Source organism: Litorisediminicola beolgyonensis (assembly GCF_042679605.1).
Taxonomy (GTDB): Bacteria; Pseudomonadota; Alphaproteobacteria; order Rhodobacterales; family Rhodobacteraceae; genus Litorisediminicola; species Litorisediminicola beolgyonensis.
The window spans coordinates 37,274-55,664 of the sequence record NZ_JBHTMU010000001.1 but is presented as its reverse complement, the minus strand read 5'-3'; the positions used below and the strand labels follow the sequence as shown (position 1 = coordinate 55,664).

The 18,391-nt window shown below is 67.5% G+C and carries 14 protein-coding genes; 3 read left to right on the top strand and 11 right to left on the bottom strand.

Annotated elements, in window-relative coordinates:
- Positions 1 to 13: 13 nt before the first annotated feature.
- The 8 genes from queG to ACFQ4E_RS00215 form a co-directional block, all read right to left on the bottom strand.
- Positions 14 to 1,051 (bottom strand): tRNA epoxyqueuosine(34) reductase QueG, encoded by a 1,038-nt coding sequence (gene queG / locus ACFQ4E_RS00250; protein ID WP_386800907.1) that lies wholly within the window; start codon positions 1,049 to 1,051, stop codon positions 14 to 16.
- A 96-nt stretch (positions 1,052 to 1,147) separates the two neighbouring features.
- A complete protein-coding gene (fzlA, locus tag ACFQ4E_RS00245) occupies positions 1,148 to 1,813 on the bottom strand; it encodes an FtsZ-binding protein FzlA (RefSeq protein ID WP_386800906.1) in 666 nt (221 codons plus the stop codon).
- A 95-nt stretch (positions 1,814 to 1,908) separates the two neighbouring features.
- A complete protein-coding gene (gene mtgA, locus ACFQ4E_RS00240) occupies positions 1,909 to 2,571 on the bottom strand; it encodes a monofunctional biosynthetic peptidoglycan transglycosylase (protein WP_386800905.1) in 663 nt (220 codons plus the stop codon).
- A 458-nt stretch (positions 2,572 to 3,029) separates the two neighbouring features.
- On the bottom strand, positions 3,030 to 7,568 hold the full coding sequence (gltB, locus tag ACFQ4E_RS00235; protein ID WP_386800904.1) for a glutamate synthase large subunit: 4,539 nt from the start codon (positions 7,566 to 7,568) through the stop codon (positions 3,030 to 3,032).
- 13 nt (positions 7,569 to 7,581) lie between these two features.
- Complete coding sequence (locus tag ACFQ4E_RS00230) at positions 7,582 to 8,133, bottom strand: Spy/CpxP family protein refolding chaperone (RefSeq protein ID WP_386800903.1); 552 nt, start codon at positions 8,131 to 8,133, stop codon at positions 7,582 to 7,584.
- The gene (locus tag ACFQ4E_RS00225; protein WP_386800902.1) at positions 8,130 to 8,882 is read right to left on the bottom strand and encodes an alpha/beta fold hydrolase; all 753 of its coding nucleotides are present in this window, start codon (positions 8,880 to 8,882) and stop codon (positions 8,130 to 8,132) included. The genes ACFQ4E_RS00230 and ACFQ4E_RS00225 overlap by 4 nt, the downstream gene beginning before the upstream one ends.
- Positions 8,879 to 9,325, bottom strand: a complete 447-nt coding sequence (locus ACFQ4E_RS00220; RefSeq protein ID WP_386800901.1) for a GFA family protein — start codon at positions 9,323 to 9,325, stop codon at positions 8,879 to 8,881. The genes ACFQ4E_RS00225 and ACFQ4E_RS00220 overlap by 4 nt, the downstream gene beginning before the upstream one ends.
- Before the next feature lie 85 nt (positions 9,326 to 9,410).
- On the bottom strand, positions 9,411 to 10,847 hold the full coding sequence (locus ACFQ4E_RS00215) for an NAD(P)-dependent oxidoreductase (protein WP_386800900.1): 1,437 nt from the start codon (positions 10,845 to 10,847) through the stop codon (positions 9,411 to 9,413).
- A gap of 229 nt (positions 10,848 to 11,076) precedes the next feature.
- Between ACFQ4E_RS00215 and ACFQ4E_RS00210 the strand changes: the two genes are divergently transcribed.
- A complete protein-coding gene (locus ACFQ4E_RS00210; RefSeq protein WP_386800899.1) occupies positions 11,077 to 11,880 on the top strand; it encodes an undecaprenyl-diphosphate phosphatase in 804 nt (267 codons plus the stop codon).
- Here ACFQ4E_RS00210 and ACFQ4E_RS00205 read toward each other — a convergent pair.
- The 3 genes from ACFQ4E_RS00205 to ACFQ4E_RS00195 are packed head-to-tail and all read right to left on the bottom strand — an operon-like array spanning position 11,871 to position 16,770.
- Positions 11,871 to 12,227 (bottom strand): antibiotic biosynthesis monooxygenase family protein, encoded by a 357-nt coding sequence (locus ACFQ4E_RS00205; RefSeq protein WP_386800898.1) that lies wholly within the window; start codon positions 12,225 to 12,227, stop codon positions 11,871 to 11,873. The genes ACFQ4E_RS00210 and ACFQ4E_RS00205 overlap by 10 nt on opposite strands.
- Positions 12,224 to 13,801, bottom strand: a complete 1,578-nt coding sequence (locus ACFQ4E_RS00200; protein ID WP_386800897.1) for a hypothetical protein — start codon at positions 13,799 to 13,801, stop codon at positions 12,224 to 12,226. The genes ACFQ4E_RS00205 and ACFQ4E_RS00200 overlap by 4 nt, the downstream gene beginning before the upstream one ends.
- Before the next feature lie 50 nt (positions 13,802 to 13,851).
- Positions 13,852 to 16,770 carry an error-prone DNA polymerase gene (locus ACFQ4E_RS00195; RefSeq protein WP_386800896.1) on the bottom strand — a complete coding sequence of 973 codons (2,919 nt, stop codon included), beginning with the start codon at positions 16,768 to 16,770 and terminating at the stop codon, positions 13,852 to 13,854.
- A gap of 326 nt (positions 16,771 to 17,096) precedes the next feature.
- On the opposite strand from ACFQ4E_RS00195, the gene deoC reads away from it, so the two are divergent.
- Together deoC and ACFQ4E_RS00185 are read left to right on the top strand one after the other, a co-directional pair.
- Positions 17,097 to 18,080, top strand: coding sequence for a deoxyribose-phosphate aldolase (gene deoC / locus ACFQ4E_RS00190; RefSeq protein ID WP_386800895.1), 984 nt, complete (start codon positions 17,097 to 17,099; stop codon positions 18,078 to 18,080).
- Positions 18,077 to 18,382 carry a hypothetical protein gene (locus ACFQ4E_RS00185; RefSeq protein ID WP_386800894.1) on the top strand — a complete coding sequence of 102 codons (306 nt, stop codon included), beginning with the start codon at positions 18,077 to 18,079 and terminating at the stop codon, positions 18,380 to 18,382. The genes deoC and ACFQ4E_RS00185 overlap by 4 nt, the downstream gene beginning before the upstream one ends.
- Positions 18,383 to 18,391 lie beyond the last annotated feature (9 nt).

The following is an 18,391-nucleotide window of genomic DNA, read 5'->3' as shown; positions in this document are numbered from 1 at the left end:
TTTTTGCGTGGCGCTACACTGCAGTGAGCCGCGCCACCGCCCAACGGGCAGCATCGGCGACCACGGCCTCCTCGTCGGCGCACAGCCCTTGCGCCACCGGGATCAACCGCGCCATCCCGGAATTGCCGATCGCGTAGAGCACGTTCCGGACGAAGCGCCCCCGCCCGATCCGCTTGATGGGCGAGCCGGAAAACCGGGCTCGGAACTCGGCATCGTCCAGCTGCGCCAGAGCCTCGAGATCCGGCGCGACCAGGTCAGCCCGCGCCTGATATTTCGCCTCTCGCGCCTCGACCGCGAACTTGTTCCACGGGCAGACCGCAAGGCAATCGTCGCAGCCATAGATCCTGTTGCCCATCTTCGCGCGCAGCTCCGGCGCGACGGGGCCTTTGTGCTCGATTGTCAGATAGGAAATGCAGCGCCGCGCATCGAGCTGATAGGGAGCCGGAAACGCGTCCGTCGGGCAGATGTCGAGACAGGCGCGGCAGGAGCCGCAATGGTCGCTCTCGCGCGCGTCGACCTCCAGGTCGACCGTCGTGAAGATCGCGCCCAGAAAGAACCACGACCCCATCCGCCGCGATACGAGATTGGTGTGCTTGCCCTGCCAGCCCAGCCCTGCCGCCTCTCCGAGCGGCTTCTCCGGCACCGGCGCGGTATCGACAAAGACCTTGATCTCGGTGCCCGCGCCCGCCTCCTCGATCAGCCAGCGCCCGAGCCGCTTCAGCTTCTTCTTCAGCACGTCGTGGTAATCGCGGTTCTGCGCATAGACCGAGATCGCCGCCGCCTCGGGACGCTCCAGCACCTCCAGCGGATCATGGCCCGGCGTATAGCTCTCGCCCAACATCAGCACCGAGCGCGCCTCGGGCCAGAGCGCCGCCGGATTGCCGCGCCAGCCCTCGCGCTCCGCCAGCCAGCCCATCGTCCCATGACGCCCGGCTTCCAGAAACGCACGGAGCCGCGGCGCCACCTGCGGCACGTCCCAGGGACGGCACACTCCGGCCTCGGCAAAGCCCAGCGCGCGCGCCTCCGCCTTGAGCCGCCCGGTGAGGCTCATGACCGCCCGCCGAGGCTTCTTCTTTTTCCAAATACCGCCGGGGGTGAATTGGCCGAAGGCCAAGAGGGGGCAGCGCCCCCTGCCCGCCCCGGCCGCTCAGAAATCCAGGTCGGCATAGTGCCGGGGCGGCGGGAAGCCCGGGATCACGTCCGCGAGGATCGAGCGGAAGGCCGGACGCGACTTGATCTTCGCGTACCAGTCCTTGACCGAATCCTGCCGGTTCCAGTCCACGTCCGAGATATAGTCGAGCGCCGAGAGATGCGCGGCGGCACAGAAATCCGCGAGCGTCATCGTATCGCCTGCGAGCCAGCGGCGATGATCCAGGAGCCAGGCCATGTAATCGAGGTGATACTTGATCGCCCGGGCCCCGGACTTGATGTTGCCGCTGTCGGGAAATCCGAGCCCCATGACCTTCTTGTTGATCCGCTCGTAGAGCAGCTTCGAGGTCACCTCGTTATGGAACTTGTCGTCGAACCAGCCGACCAGGCGCCGCACCTCGTAGCGCGCCTCGGCGGCGCGCGGCATCAGCGGCGGCTCGGGGTAGCGCTCTTCGATATATTCACAGATCGCGGTCGACTCCGCGAGCGTCTTGCCGTCGATCTTGAGGACCGGGACCTTGGCCGCCGGGTTGCGGCGCAGAAAATCCGCCTCCTTTTCCCAGTAGCGCTCCTCGATCAACTCGAGCTCGATCTTCTTCTCCGCCAGGCTCAGGCGCACCTTCCGGCAGAAGGGCGACAACGGAACGTGATAGAGCTTGGCCATTCTGGGGGGTCCCTCCGCGCGACACGCCCTCTCGTCCTACAGCCTCCGCGACCCTGCGTGCAACCATGCGGGACGGTCGGCGCGCCGGAATCAAGCTATTGAAAACATGCCGCGCGCCCGTCGCGCTCGATCGTCGCCGCGCCGTCGCGGATCGACCGTGCCCGACGCTCGACAAAACCCGAAGGCCGCGCCGCGTCGCGGTCCTTGGGATCGGGCAGGATCGCGGCCAGGCGCGATGCCTGGCTGTCCGAAAGCTCTGCCGCCGAGACGCCGAAATAATGCTGCGACGCGGCCTCGATGCCAAAGACGCCATCGTCGAACTCGGCCACGTTCAGATATAGTTCGAGGATACGCCGCTTCGGCCACAGCGCCTCCATTGCCGGGGTGATCACCGCCTCGAGCGCCTTCCGCGTCCAGGTCCGTCCGTGCCAGAGAAACACGTTCTTGGCGACCTGCTGGCTGATGGTCGAGGCACCGCGGCTCTCGCCCTCCTCGATCACTTGGCGGATCGCGTCCATGTCGAAGCCCCAGTGCAGGCAGAAATTCGCATCTTCCGCCGCCACGGCCGCGCGCAGCATGACCGGAGCAATCTCGTCAGCATCGACCCACTCTTGATCGAGCGGGCCGAGGCGGGCGCGCTCCTGCAGCATGTAGATCGTGACCGGCGGGTTCACGACGCGGATCAGGGCGACATATCCGAAGAGCAGAACCGCCGCGACAACCACGATCCGGACAATGAGGCGCAAAAGTCGCCGCACGCCGCCGGGCTGCGCCGGTGCGGAGGCCGCCGTTTTGCCGCGAGGCTTTCTGGTTTTTGAAGCGCTCTTGCCCATGGCCTTTCTCTAGCGCGCGGGCCGCGCCCCTCCTAGCCGCAAAGCACACGAGATCGCCGCAACCGGGCGGTTCAGGCAACAGGGACGGAGGGGGAGGGCCCGGGTCGGACCGGTCCGCGCGGGGTCCGGGCAATGCGACGCCGGGACCATCCGACATCGCACCGCCCAGGGTGGGACCCCGGGGAACCCGTTACCAATCCGCACGTACCGGAGAACATGTGCGAACAGGCAAAAGATCGCCGACAACCGGGGTCAATATCGGACCGCGTCAAGGCGCTTTCGCGGCAATTCCGTCGAATTGTGGCGAGCTTGGAGCAACAACCGCATAAGGCGACTGCGGCGCGTCCCGCCCCGGTGCAGCGGCACCGGGGCGGGACAAAGGCTTACTCGGCCGGGACGGCGCGGCTTTCGATCCCGAGCGGATGCGCGATCTTGTCGAGCATCTCCTTGGGGCAGACCTGCACGAAATGCGGCAACGCCTCGTCCCAGTTCTGCAGAAGCTCCTTGGCCTTGGCCGAGTTCGTCTCCTCGGCATGGCGCTCGACCAGACCGCGAAGCTCTTCCTGCCAGTGATCCACACTCACCGGGCAGGTCACCAGGCTCTCCATGTTCATCAGGGTCTCGGCCTTGCCCTCGGGGTCGTAGAGATAAGCCATGCCACCGGTCATCCCGGCGCCGAAATTCGCGCCGATCTCGCCCAGGATCACGGCGATGCCGCCGGTCATGTATTCGCAGCCGTTCGAGCCGCAGCCCTCGACCACGACCCGCGCGCCGGAGTTCCGCACCGCGAAGCGCTCTCCCGCACGGCCCGCCGCGAAGAGGTAGCCGTCGGTCGCGCCGTAGAGCACGGTGTTGCCGATGATGGTGTTGTCGGCAGCGACGAGCGGCGAATGCATCGGCGGGCGTACCACGATGATGCCGCCGGACAGGCCCTTGCCGACATAGTCGTTGGCATCGCCAGACACCTCGATCTTCAGACCCGGCGCCGCGAAGGCCCCGAGCGACTGACCTGCCGAGCCGGTCAGCTTGACGGTCAGGTGGTTCGGCTGAAGCGCGTTCCGCATGCCGAATTTCTGCACGATATGGCTCGAGGTCCGCGTCCCGACCGTGCGGTGCGTGTTCATCACCGCGTAGCTGAGCTGCATCTTCTCGCCCTCGTTCAGGAACCGCGCGGCGTCCTTCACGATCTCGGCGTCCAGCGTGTCGTCCACCACGTTGCGCGGCTGGTTGCGGTCGTAGACGGTCTGGTCCGAGCCATCGACACGGATCAGGAGCGGGTTCAGGTCGAGATCGTCGAGATGATCCGACCCGCGGCTCACCTGGCGCAGGAGATCGGCGCGTCCGATCACGTCATCGAGCGACCGCGCGCCGATGGAAGCGAGGATTTCCCGCACTTCCTGTGCGTAGAAGGTGATCAGGTTCACCACCTTGTCGGCATTGCCGGTGAACTTGCCGCGCAGCGCCTCGTCCTGGGTGCAGACGCCCACCGGGCAGGTGTTCGACTGGCACTGGCGCACCATGATGCAGCCCATCGCGATCAGCGCGGCGGTGCCGATGCCGTATTCCTCGGCCCCCATCATCGCCGCCATGACGATGTCGCGACCGGTCCGCAGACCGCCATCGGTCCGAAGCGTCACGCGCGAGCGCAGGTTGTTCATCGACAGGACCTGATGCGCCTCGGTGAGGCCCATCTCCCACGGCAGGCCGGCATATTTGATCGAGGTCGCCGGCGACGCCCCGGTGCCGCCATTGTGGCCCGAGATCAGGATGATGTCGGCCTTGGCCTTGGCCACGCCCGCCGCGATGGTGCCGACGCCCGAGGAGGCCACCAGCTTTACGGTGACCTTGGCCTTGGGGTTGATCTGCTTCAGGTCGTAGATCAGCTGCGCCAGATCCTCGATCGAGTAGATGTCGTGATGCGGCGGCGGCGAGATCAGCGTCACACCCTTGGTCGAGTGCCGCAGCTTGGCGATCAGGTCGGTGACCTTCATCCCCGGAAGCTGGCCGCCCTCGCCGGGCTTGGCGCCCTGCGCGACCTTGATCTCGAGCTCTTCGCAAGCGAGCAGATATTCCGCCGTCACGCCAAAGCGTCCCGAGGCCACCTGCTTGATCTTGGCCGAGCGGTTGTCGCCGTTCGAGTCGGGCGTGAAATCGTCCGGGCTCTCGCCGCCCTCGCCCGAATCGGACTTGGCGCCGATCCGGTTCATCGCGATCGACAGCGTGCGGTGCGCTTCGGGCGACAGCGCGCCCAGCGACATGCCCGGTGTGACGAAGCGCTTCCGGATCGAGGTGATGCTCTCGACCTCTTCCAGCGGCACGGCCTCGCCCAAAGGCTTGATGGCCAGGAGATCGCGCAGATGGATCGGCGGGTTCGCCTGCATCGCCTTCGAGTAGCTCTTCCACATCTCGTAGGAGGCACGGTCGCAGGCCGCCTGCATCAGGTGCATGGTCTGCGCGCCCCAGGCGTGGGTCTCGCCGGATTTCCGCGCCTTGTAGAAGCCGCCGATGGGCAGCACGTCGCGCCCGCCGCGGAAGCCCAGAGCATGGACCTCCTCGGTCTTGGACTGCACGCCCGCGACGCCGATGCCCGAGATACGGCTGATCATACCGGGGAAATACTCGGCGCACATCGCGCGGCTGAGGCCCACGGCCTCGAAGTTCAGACCGCCGCGATAGGACGAGATCACCGAGATCCCCATCTTCGACATGATCTTCAGAAGCCCCATGTCGATGGCCTCGCGGTAGCGCGCGACCGCATCGGTCAGCGAGCCGTCGATCAGCCCGCGCCGGATCCGGTCGGCAATCGAGTCTTCCGCCAGATAGGGGTTCACCACGGTCGCACCGGCCCCGATCAGGACCGCGAAGTAATGCGGGTCGATGCATTCCGCCGAGCGCACGTTGATCGAGCAGAAAGTCCGAAGGCCCTTGCGCGTCAGGTGGCTGTGCACCGCACTCGTCGCGAGGATCATCGGCATGCCGACCTTCTCCTCGTTCAGGTGATGGTCCGTCAGCGTGATATGCCCGGCACCCGAGCGCACCGCGTCCTCGGCCTCGGCGCGGATGCGCTCGAGCCCCTCGCGCAGCGCGTTGCGACCGCCGCCCGCAGGGAAGGTGCAGTCGATCTCGACCATGTCCGCGTTGAACTGCTCGGTGAGCTTTTCATACTGCGTGTTGCCCACGAACGGGCTGTCTAGCACGAGGATCTCGGTCTGCGCCGAGCTTTCGTCGAGCACGTTCTTGAGGTTGCCGAACCGCGTTTTGAGGCTCATTACGCGGAACTCGCGCAGGCTGTCGATCGGCGGGTTGGTCACTTGGCTGAAGTTCTGCCGGAAGAAATGCGACAGCGGGCGGTAGCGCTTGGACAAGACCGCCGACGGCGTGTCATCGCCCATGGACGCGACCGTCTCCTTGCCGTCTTCGGCCATCGGCGCGAGGATCTGCTCGAGCTCCTCGATGGTGTAGCCCGCCGCGATCTGGCGGCGGCGCAGCTCGGAGCCTTCGAAGAACGGGCTTTCCTCGACCGTTCCCAGCACCTCGTCGAGATCGTTGATCTTGCCGACCCACTCGCCGAAGGGCTGCGCCCCGGCGAGACGGTTCTTGATCTCGACATCGTGGTAGAGCTTGCCCTCGGACATATCGACGGCGATCATCTGGCCCGGGCCAAGCGCACCCTTCTCGCGCACCGTGGCCTCGTTCACCGGGACCATCCCGGCCTCGGAGCCCGCGATCAGAAGGCCGTCGCCGGTCACGACGTACCGCATCGGCCGCAAGCCGTTGCGGTCGAGGCCGCCGCAGACCCAGCGACCGTCGGTCATGGCGAGCGCCGCGGGACCGTCCCAGGGCTCCATCACCGAGTTGCAGTAGGAATACATGTCGCGCCACGCCTGCGGCAGCTCCTCGGCCTGCTTCGACCAGCTCTCGGGCACCAGCATGGTCTTGGCCATCGGCGCCGAGCGGCCCGCGCGCACCAGGACCTCGAACACCGCGTCGAGCGCGGCCGAGTCGGACGCGCCGCTGGCGATGATCGGCTTGATGTCGCCCGCCATGTCTCCGAACGTGCTCGAGGCCATGCGGATCTCGTGCGACTTCATCCAGTTGATGTTGCCCTTCAGCGTGTTGATCTCGCCGTTATGCGCCAGCATCCGGAACGGCTGCGCCAGCCACCATTGCGGGAAGGTGTTGGTCGAGTAGCGCTGGTGGTAGATCGCAAAGGCACTCTCGAAGCGCTCGTCCTGCAGGTCGGGATAGAACTCGGCCACGTCCTGCGCCAGCATCATGCCCTTGTAGATGATCGAGCGGCAGGAGAGCGAGGCGATGTAGAACTGACCGACGCCCGCCGACGCGGCGGCCTTCTCGATCCGGCGGCGGATGACGTAGAGCTCGCGCTCGAAGGTCTCTTCGTCGATGCCCTTCGCGTTCGAGATCAGGATCTGCTCGATCTCGGGCCGAGTGGCGTTGGCTTTCTCGCCCAGGCAGTCGACATTCACCGGAACGTGGCGCCAGCCATAGATGTAGTGGCCCATCCGCAGGACCTCGGTCTCGACGATGGTCCGGCAGGTTTCCTGCGCGCCGAAATCGGTCCGCGGCAGGAACACCTGGCCCACGGCCATGAGCTGATCCTTGCGCGGCGAGTGGCCGGTGCGGTCGATCTGGTCATAGAAGAAATTGACCGGGATCTGCACATGGATGCCCGCGCCGTCACCGGTCTTGCCATCCGCATCGACCGCGCCGCGATGCCAGATCGCCTTGAGCGCGGTTATGCCCGCCTCGACGACCTTGCGGCTCTTTTGCCCGTCGATCGACACGACGAGGCCGACGCCGCAGGACGAATGCTCTTCCTCTTCGGAATAGAGCCCGTTCTCGGCAAGCCACTTGCGCTTCGCGTCCATCTCCGCGGCCCAGGTCTCGTCAAACTTGGTCATGGCAAGCTCTCCTTCAATGGCCATCGTGGCCGGTGTGGTCGTCACCGCCCGGTGCGCCGTAACCGCGCGCCTGAGCGTAGATCATGCGTTGGTGCCGCGTCAGAAGCGGCGTCGTTTCCAGATGCGCGGCCAGATGCACAGCGCGCAGCTCGGCGCGGGTCGTCTCGGCCTCGGCCACGAGCGCGCGGAGCGTCTCGGACGACAGGTCGCCCGCCTCGAAGGCCGCATCGAGCGCGGCTTCGGCGGCGACGTAGTCGCGTCCAAGGCTGACCGCTTCGCTGCGCATCGCCTCGAAGATCGCGGCGATCTTCGCTTCCTGGTCGGGCTCGAGCGACAGCTTTTCGGCAAGGTCGAGCACATGCGCAGGGCCGGGATAGCCATTGAGCTCGGCGGGCTTTGCAAAGCCCCAGCCCTCGCCCGCCCGGAGCGCCGCGATGTCGTCTTCGGAGAGCGCCGCGATGCCGCGGCTGTCCTGCCCGGCATAGGGCTGCGTCTCGGTGGCCTGCGCCGCGACAGCCCAGGCTGCGGTCAGCGCAGCTGCGAGAAGGCTCGTGCACCGGATCATGCGACACCTCCATGCATGTCGAGCGAGACCTCGGCCGGGACCTGCTCCGCCTCGTAAGCCGCGATCAGGGCCTCGGCTTCTGCGCGGTCGCCTGCGAACACGGCGCTCATAAAGGGCTTCAGAATCCCTTCATCCTTCAGCCCGCGCACCGCATTGTGCCGCCCGCGCGCGATCCGGAAGAGTGTCAGGTTCTCCGCCGGTTCGAGCAGCGCGGTCTGACGCGCGTCCTCGGCATCGCCATCGCCCACGACGATCGTCACCGGGCATTCCGCACGCGCGATGTTCGGATTGACGCTCTGCGCAAGTTCCCGGCCGAAGAACGGCCGGAACTCGATCCAGCGCAGCTCGCGGATGACACCCGGGTCCATCGAGACCTGCGGCGCGAAGGCCAGGACGCTCGAAAACGGAAGACGGTCGGACAGGAGAAGCGCGCCGTAGCCGCCCATGGAGTTGCCGACCGCGTGCAGCCGCGTGATGCCATGCTCCGCGGCATAGGCCGTGATCGCGCGGCACACCCGGTCGCAGAGACCGGGCCGCGAATACCAGCTCCGCAACAGGTCCGAGACGAACAGGATGTGATGCCCCTCGGCCCCGCGCGCGGATCCGTAGAACTCGGTCATCGGGACGCCGGCGAGCCCGAACTTGACGCCGGTGAAGGCGACGACAAGCGTGTCGGTCTGCCCCGGCGCCGCGCGGACCAGAAGATCTTCGTCTTCCCAGACGACCAGCGGGGCGTCCTGATCGCTCATGATGCGCCTCCGACCTGAGGTGCCTTCTCGATCACCTCGGCCCGGGTCAGGACCGTGCGGCCCTCGCCCGCGAAGGCGTAGCTGTCGGGCTTGTGGTCGATGAAGATCTCGCTCTTGATCTCGAACCCGTCGGGATCGTCGAAAAGGCCCACGGGGATCTCCGTGCCCTCGGCCCATTTCGGATCGCCACCGGTGAACTGGAAAAAGAGCGTGCTGCCGCACCGAGCGCAGAACCCGCGCTTGGCCCAATCCGACGAGACATGTTCGGCGATGTGCTCGGCCCCCTGCCAGGTCAGCCCGGCGCGCGGCACCGTGACGCCGATCAGCGCCGAGCCGGTCCAGCGGCGGCACTGCTCGCAATGGCAGATGCCTGCGCGGGACGGCACATCGCTCGCGGTGAAGCTCACCGCGCCGCAGAGGCACTGTCCCGTCCGCTCGCTCATCTCTCTCCATCCCGTGATGCGATCCGAGGACCGCGCCATGTTTCGCAGCGAAACATCTGTCCAAAATTACGGTGCGGGCCGCGGCTTACTCGGCCGCCATCGCGCCCGCGCCCGCCAGATCGTCGAGCACCGCCTGCGCGCAATCGCGCCCGTCACGGATCGCCCAGACCACGAGGCTCGCGCCGCGGACGATGTCGCCCACCGCGTAGACCCCCGGAAGCGCCGTGCGGCCCGAGGTGAACTCGGCCTTGACGGTGCCCCAGCGGGTCACCTCGAGACCGTCCTCGTCCCAGAGCTTCGGCAGCTCCTCCGGCTCGAAGCCCAGCGCCTTGATCACCAGATCGGCGGGCTCGTCGTAATCGGACCCGTCGATCAGCTCCGGGCTCTGCCGCCCGGTCGCGTCCGGCGCACCGAGGCGCATCTTCTGCACCACGACCGCCGAGACCGGATCGCCCTTGAAGCCCTTGGGGGCGGTCAGCCACTCGAAGACGACGCCCTCTTCCTCGGCGTTCTGCACTTCGCGCTGCGAGCCGGGCATGTTGGCGCGGTCGCGGCGATAGAGGCATTTCACGCTTTCGGCGCCCTGCCGGATCGAGGTGCGCACGCAGTCCATCGCCGTGTCGCCGCCGCCGATCACCACGACGCGCTTGCCCTTCGCGTTGAGCTCGCCGCTCTCGAACTCCGGCACGCTGTCGCCGAAATTCATCGCCCGGTTCGACGCGGTCAGGAAGTCGATGGCCTTGACGATGCCCGACGCGCCCGATCCGGGCCCCTGAAGATCGCGCGACTTGTAGACGCCGGTGGCGACGATGATCGCGTCATGCTTCTCGCGCAGCTCGGCAAAGGTGATGTCCTCGCCGACATTGCAGTTCATCACGAAGCTGACGCCGCCCTCTTCGAGCTGGGCGTTGCGGCGCATGACCACGTCCTTCTCCAGCTTGAAGCCGGGAATGCCGTAGGTCAGCAGCCCGCCCGAGCGGTCGTAGCGGTCGTAGATCGTGACCTGCACGCCCGCACGGCGCAGCACGTCGGCCGCGGCAAGCCCGCCCGGGCCCGCGCCGATGATGCCGACGCTCTCGGTGCGCTGCTCATGCGGCGCGATCGCCTTGACCCAGCCGCGCTCCCAGGCGCTGTCGGTGATGTATTTCTCGACCGCGCCGATGGTGACGGTGCCGTGGCCGGATTGCTCGATCACGCAATTGCCTTCGCAGAGCCGGTCCTGCGGGCAGATGCGTCCGCAGATCTCGGGGAAGGTATTGGTCGCCTGGCTGATCTCGTAGGCTTCCTGAAGCCGCCCCTCGGCGGTGAGCTTCAGCCAGTCGGGGATGTTGTTGTGCAGAGGACAATGGCTCTGGCAGTAGGGCACGCCGCACTGGCTGCAGCGTCCGGCCTGTTCCTTGGCCTTCTGGTCGGCGAATTCCGCGTAGATTTCATCGAAATCATGCGACCGTTCCTCGGCCTCGCGCTTCACCGGCATGTCACGTTTGACGCTTACAAATTTCAGCATCGGCTGCTTCGCCATAGACCAACTCCGTCCTTCCGCGTCTCCGCGCATGAGAGCTTCGTATACATAAGGCCAAAATGATATTAAAGTCATAATTACTGACCTTAATGCAGTTTCTTTTCCCTCATTGGGGGAATTTGATCATCTTCACAGCGTTATTTAGGTCCGAATCGGAACAAAATTCGCTCTTCCGTTTGTTTTTCTGGGATTTATACCCGGACCGAGACCTCTGACCGGACAGCCTGCCATGCCCCTGACACAGCTTCTGATCCTTGCGCTGATCCAGGGGGTTACCGAATTCTTGCCGATCTCGTCCTCCGGTCACCTGATTCTCCTGCCCGGCCTGACCGGGATGCAGGACCAGGGACAGGCCATCGACGTGGCCGTCCATGTCGGCACGCTCCTAGCCGTCTGTCTCTATTTCCGGGCCGATGTGGCGCGCGCTCTGCGCGGCACACCGCAGGCGCTGACCTTCCGGGTCCGGGACGCGGACGGGTTTCTCGCGCTCTGCCTCCTGGTCGCGACGGTGCCGGTCATCCTCGCCGGTCTCGCGCTCAAGCTGACCGGTCTCGACGAGGCGCTGCGTTCCGTCGCGGTGATCGGCTGGGCGATGCTGGGCTTCGGGATCGTGCTCTGGTGGGCCGATACCCGCTCGCCCGCGACGCGGACCGATGGCGACTGGACCTTGAAACACGCGCTGATCATGGGGCTCTGGCAGGTGCTCGCACTGATCCCCGGGACCTCGCGCTCGGGCATCACCATCACCGGCGCGCGGCAATTGGGCTACGACCGGCACGGCGCGGCGAAACTGTCGATGCTGATGTCGATCCCGACCATCCTCGCATCGGCGGCGCTCTTGGGCATCGAAGTGGTCGCGACCGCGGATGCGGCCGCCGCGCGGGACGGCGCGATTGCCGCGGTCATGGCCTTCGTCGCGGCGCTCGCGGCGCTGGCGCTGATGATGCGGCTCCTGCGCTCGGTGAGCTTCACGCCCTACGTGATCTACCGCGTCATCCTCGGGATCGCGCTCTTGGTCTACGCCTATTCCTGAGCGGCGTCGTGATGGGCGCGGCTGTCTTCCGGAGCGTCGCCGCGGTCGAACATGCCATAGTCGCGTAAGACGTGGCAGACCTTGAGCCGGTAATCCGAGAACACCCCGCCCCGGCCCCGCGCCTGCGCACCGCGATGCGCGGACAGCTGGCGCCACCGGTCCACAGCCGCCTCATCCTCGAAGAACGAGATCGACAGGAGCTTTCCGGGGTTGGTCAGGCTCTGGAAACGCTCGACCCCGAGGAAGCCTTCGACCTCCTTGACCATCGGGCGCATCTTCGCGGCGATATCGAGATACTCGTCCCGCTTGCCCTCGGCGGGAATGACTTCGAAAATGATCGCGATCATGTCTCTCCTCCGGGCCATCCCGTGACGCCCAACTCCATGAGCCGGAGCATAAGCCAGCCCGAGTGAAGATGCCGCATATCCTTCGGTCTCGGAGATGCGCCCGAACGGATCATGCGACCCAGCTGCCGCAGCTCGCGACGGAACCAGTGATTGACCGCGCCCGACGGAAGCTCGGGGAGGCCGGTGTCCACCCGCTCCAGCACCAGCCTCAGCGGGTCGGGGCCGGGAGCGCCTGGCTCGGGCGGCGTGAGGCGGCCGAACACCCTTCCCGTGTGCAGCTCCAGCCGGTCGATCCGGGTGAGCGCGGCGCGGTGCTGCGCGTCGGGGGCCTTTGCGGCGCTGTCGAAGGGCAGGTCCAGAAGATCGGGCGCGAGGCTCGCCATGATGTCGTAATGCATCTGCCGCGCGCGCATCTGCGGGCCGCGCCGCGCATCCCCCGCCGCTTCGGCGGAGAGCGAATCGAAGGGCGAGACCTGGCTGCGCGTCACCAAGGCCTGCGCGCCGTGGAACCGCGCGCGGCTGGCGCGCTGCCAGCGCATCCAGGCAGGGCCGGGTTCGGGTGCGAGACGGGCAAGTTGGGCCTCGAAGCCGCGCTTCCAGGACCAGCGGTCGCCCATCCCGTAAAACCCATGCACGGAGGTCATCAGCCAGACCTGCCGTCGGACGGCACCGGGCGAGAGCGGCTGTTTGTAGCCGCCGCCGCCATGGCCCGAGAGCTCGATCCAGTCGGGATCCTGCACCTCGGGATAGAGCCGCACCGGCGCGTAGGCCCCGACCGCGCGCGCCTCCCACGCCGCAAGCGCGGCCTCGGGACCGATCGCGATGCGCGGCGGGTTCCCGAGAGCATTGAGCGCCGCGCCGGTCTCGGCGGCGACACGTTCGGCCACCTCCCGGTCCGCGCCCCCGCCCGAACAGAAGAGCCCGCAGCGCTTGTGAGGACCGAGTTGTCGGTCGAGCCAAAGATGCAGCGCAGCGATGGCGCGGCTGTCGACACCGCCGGACAGATGCACGCGCATCGGCATATCCGCCGCACGCAGTGCCGCGAGACGTCCGAGCCATGTCTCGAGAAACGCGCGGAGACCGTCAGGATAGGTTTCGGCGGCTAGGCGAGGCGTCTGACGGACGCTCATCCCCTCGGGGCCGATGCGCAACGTCTCGTCCCGCCCGAGAACCGAGATGCCCGCCACGCAGGTCGCGCGGGTGGTCAATTGCTCGAAAAGCTGCCGCCGCCCCAGCCAGGCGCCCATCTCTCCGGGATCAAGCCGCAGAGCCACGCCGCGCGCGCGCAGACGAGAGACCAGCTCGAGAAAGCTCTCGGAAACTGCCCAGTCGCGGCCGTTCCGCCACCAGAAGACGTGCCGGTATCCCGCCGCATCCGCCGCGATCTCCCAGCCGTCTGGCCGGGGACGGGCCAGGACAAAGGCCCCGTCGGCGGGAAGATCGAAGCGCGGCGCGACCTCGGCGAAGCCCTCGGCCCCGAGGATCACATCGGCGCCCTGGAACGCATAGCCGTCGAACACCGCCCCCGCGGGCAATCCGGTCCAGCTGTCGAGGGTGAGGCAGAACGGTCGCATGGGCCTTGCGCTAGCATGACCGGCCGGGTGGCCGGAAGAGCCCGCGGCGCTCAGCGCCCTGCGTCGGACGCGCCATCGCCCGCCCCCGGCGTCAGAAGCGGACGCAACAGCGCCAGCGGGTGGCGGCGCAGCGTCAGGCGCAGGGCGACGTAATCCTCGACGATCTCCTCGCCCTCGCTCATCTCGGGCAGATGCGCGGCGGGCTCGACGATGCCCTCGCCCTCCATATCGCCCGCGAAGAGCGGCAGAGGCTTGTCGCCCGCCAAGGCCTTGGCCTCCCAGAGCGCCTGACGGCGGCTGAGGCCCAGGGGCGCGAAGACATCGGCCTCGGCCAGCCGCGCCAGCACGCCCGCGCCGATCCCGGCGCGCCGCCAGACGTCGCGGAGCGTGACATAGCCGTTGCCGCGCGACGACGCGATCCAGGCGGCATCCTCGTCGCGCAGCCCCTTGATCTGCCGGAACCCCAGCCGCAGCGCCAGCCCGCCCGCCCCGTCGGGCTCCATCACGTTGTCCCAGTAGCTGTCATTGATCGACACGGGCCGCACCTCGACCCCGTGGGCGCGGGCATCGCGCACGATCTGCGCAGGCGCGTAGAACCCCATCGGCTGGGCGTTCAGCAGCGCGCAGGCGAAGATGCCGGGATGGTGGCACTTCACCCAGGCCGAGGCATAGACCAGCAGCGCGAAGCTCGCCGCATGGCTTTCGGGAAACCCGTAGGAGCCGAAGCCCTCGATCTGGGAAAAGCAGCGCTCGGCGAACTCCTCGGTATAGCCGTTCCGCGCCATGCCGCGCAGGAAGCGGTCGCGGAACTCGCTGACATTGCCGTGCTTCTTGAAGGTGGCGAGCGAGCGGCGCAGCCGATCGGCCTCGTCGGGGGTGAACCCTGCACCGATGATGGCGATCTGCATCGCCTGCTCCTGGAAAAGCGGCACGCCCAGCGTCTTGCCCAGCACCGCGCCCAGCGCGTCCGAGGGAAAGCTCACCTCCTCCTCGCCGTTGCGGCGGCGGATATAGGGGTGGACCATGTCGCCCTGGATCGGCCCGGGCCGGATGATCGCCACCTCGATCACCAGGTCGTAGAAGCTGCGCGGCTTCATCCGGGGCAGGAAGTTCATCTGCGCCCGGCTCTCGACCTGGAAGACGCCGATGCTGTCGGCGCGGCAGAGCATGTCATAGACCGCCGGATCCTCGGGCGGCAGGCTCGCCAGGTCGTAGCTCTGCCGGTGATGCAGCTTCAGAAGCCCGAAGGCCTTGCGCAGACAGGTCAGCATGCCAAGCGCCAAGACGTCGACCTTGAGGATGCCGAGGCTGTCGATATCGTCCTTGTCCCAGCAGATGACGGTGCGGTCCTCCATCGCCGCGTTCTCGATCGGCACCAGCTCGTCCAGCCGCCCCTCGGTGATGACGAACCCGCCGACATGCTGGCTGAGATGGCGGGGAAAGCCGATGATCTCCTGGATCAGGTCGAGCGTGAGGCGCAGCTGCCGGTCGCGCGGATCGAGCCCGATCTCGCGCATGCGCCTCTCCTCGAGCCCGTTGGTCGAGAAGAAGCCCCAAAGCTGCGACGAGAGCGCCCCGATCAGGTCCTGGCTGAGCCCCATCGCCGCGCCGACCTCGCGGATGGCGCGCTTGCCGCGGTAATGAATGACGGTGGCGCAGAGCCCGGCGCGGTGGCGGCCGTAGCGGGCATAGATGTGCTGGATCACCTCCTCGCGGCGCTCGTGCTCGAAATCGACGTCGATATCAGGCGGCTCGTCGCGGGCCTCCGAGACGAACCGCTCGAAGACCATGGTGCCCACCTCGGGACTGACCGAGGTGACGCCGAGGCAATAGCAAACCACCGAATTGGCCGCCGAGCCGCGCCCCTGGCAGAGGATGCCGCGCTCGCGCGCGAAGGCGACGATGTCGCGCACGGTCAGGAAATAGGGCGCGTAATCGAGCTTGCCGATCAGCGCCAGCTCGTGCTCGAGAAGCCCGCGCACCTTGTCGGGCGCACCGCCCGGATAGCGCCAGCAGAGGCCCTCGGCGGCAAGCCGGGCCAGCCGCGCCTGCGCGGTCTCGCCCGGCGCGATCTCGGAGGGGTATTCGTAGCGCAGCTCGCCCAGGTCGAACCGGCAGCGCGCGGCGATCTCCGCGGCCCGGTCGAGCGCCCCGGCATGGAGCCCCAGGAGACGGCGCATCGCGTCGGGCGCGCGCAGGCCCTGCTCGCCATTGGCCAGTGCGGCGCGGCCCAGGTCGGAGACCCGGCAGCCCTGTCGGATGGCGGTCAGTACATCGGCGAGGCGGCGGCGGCTGCCGTGATGCATGAGAGGGCGGGCGGTGGCGGCGGTGGGCAGACCGAGCTCGGCCGCGATCCGGGCGATCCGGTCGAACCGCTCCGCGTCGCGCCCGTCATAAAGCGGGTCGAGCGCCAGGGCGAGCTGCTCCGGAAAGCGGCGCGCCAGTCGCCGCGCGACCGCGAGCCAGGGCGCGATACCGTCGTCACCCGCCAGTCCCGGCGGGGCGAAGAGCAGAAGCTCCAAGCCCTCGGCGCCGTCCATCAGGTCGTCGAGCTCCAGATCGCAGGCGCCCTTCCCCGCGCGCAGCCGCCCCGTCGACAGAAGCCGGCACAGCCGCGCCCAGCCCGCCCGCGTTGCGGCGAGCGCGGTGATCTCGATCCCGTCGCACAGGACCAGCCGCGCCGCGGGGATGAGCCGGGGAACGCAGGTCAGAAGCGGCCCGCGCATGTGCCCCGCGGGCGCGGGAGGACCGATCGGGCCCTCCGCCGCTTCGACCCGCGCCCGCTCTTTCAGAAGCCGCCCGATCTCGCGCGCCTGCGTCCAGGCCCGGACAATACCCGCAACGCTGTTCACATCGGCCACCGCCAGCGCCTCGATCCCGAGAAGCGCCGCGCGCTCGACCATCTCCTCGGGGTGGGCGGCCCCGGTGAGAAAGGTGAAATTGGTGGTGATCGAGAGCTCCACGGTCATGCAGGACAATATGTTCTACTTTTGTTCCAACGTGGAGTCCGCAATAGCGTGGAGTCCGCAATGGGTGAGCCGGCAAAGAGATCCGCCCGGTCGCCCGGCCTCGGCGTGACGAGGCGTATTTGAAAAAAGAAGAAGCCTATAAGAGCAAGAGACCTCCGATCGCGCGCGCCGCACTTGCGCGTTTCTTCTTTTTCCAAATACGCATCCCCCGCTCTCCATCCGCGCCACGTTGAGGTCTGTGCGAAAGCGACCCGGCGTTCGCCTTGCCTCGGCGGGATGGCCGTGCCACGGTCTAGCCTTCGTTTCAGGACAGACCCACAGTTCCCATGACCACCCTCACCGCCCATGACACGCTGCCCCAGACCGTCGAGCCGCGGAACGACGGCATGCCTCTCGATCTTGACTGGGTGATGCGGGCGACCGCCAATCGCTCGGCGATCGAGCGTCGCGCCGCGACGCTGCCGGGACGGCGCAGCGTCAAGAAGGACCACCAGGCCGCGTGGCTGGCGCGCGCGATCTCCTGCATCGACCTGACGACGCTCGCGGGCGACGACACGCCCGGCCGCGTCGCGCGGCTCTGCGCCAAGTCGCGCCAGCCGGTGCGGCGCGACCTGCTCGACGCGCTCGGCCTTCCGGGCCTGACCACCGGGGCGGTCTGCGTCTATCACGACATGGTGCCGCACGCGGTCGCCGCGCTCGACGGCGCGAACATCCCCGTCGCCGCCGTCTCGACCGGATTTCCCGCCGGGCTCTCGCCTTTCCATCTGCGCGTCGCCGAGATCGGCGAGTCCGTCACCGCGGGCGCGACCGAGATCGACATCGTGATCTCGCGCCGCCATGTCCTGACCGGCGACTGGCAGGCGCTCTATGACGAGATGGCCGCCTTCCGCCGCGCCTCGGGACCCGCCCATGTTAAGGCGATCCTCGCGACCGGCGAGCTTGGCACCCTGCGCAACGTCGCCCGCGCGAGCCTCGTCTGCATGATGGCGGGCGCGGATTTCATCAAGACCTCCACCGGCAAGGAAAGCGTCAATGCCACGCTGCCGGTGAGCCTCGTGATGATCCGGGCGATCCGCGACTATTATCAGGAAACCGGCATCCGCGTCGGCTACAAGCCCGCGGGCGGCATCTCCAAGGCCAAGGACGCGCTGACCTACCTGGCGCTGATCAAGGAGGAGCTGGGCGACCGCTGGCTCCGCCCCGATCTGTTCCGGTTCGGAGCCTCCTCGCTTCTGGGCGATATCGAGCGGCAGCTCGAACATCATGTCACCGGAGCCTATTCCGCCGCCTGGCGGCACGCGATGGCATGACCCGGGCCGACCCGTCGCGCTCTCCGCCCGAGGCCGCGCGCTATTTCGACGCCTTTGCCGAGGGGCGCTGGGACGATGACGCCCAGCTTGGCTACATCTACCCGCAGGACCGCGCGCGCCTCGCCGAAGACGGGTCGGTCCTGATCGTCGGAACCGCTGGCGTCGACGGGCTGGAGTTCGCCATCCGCGACGGCCATCCCAAGGTCTGGGTCTTCTATCCGCTCGACGCGGAGTGGCGCCAGGTGGCGCTCGATATCGACACGCTGGACCGCGCCTGGCGGGACCGCACTCTGAGCCTCTGAAGGAGACGG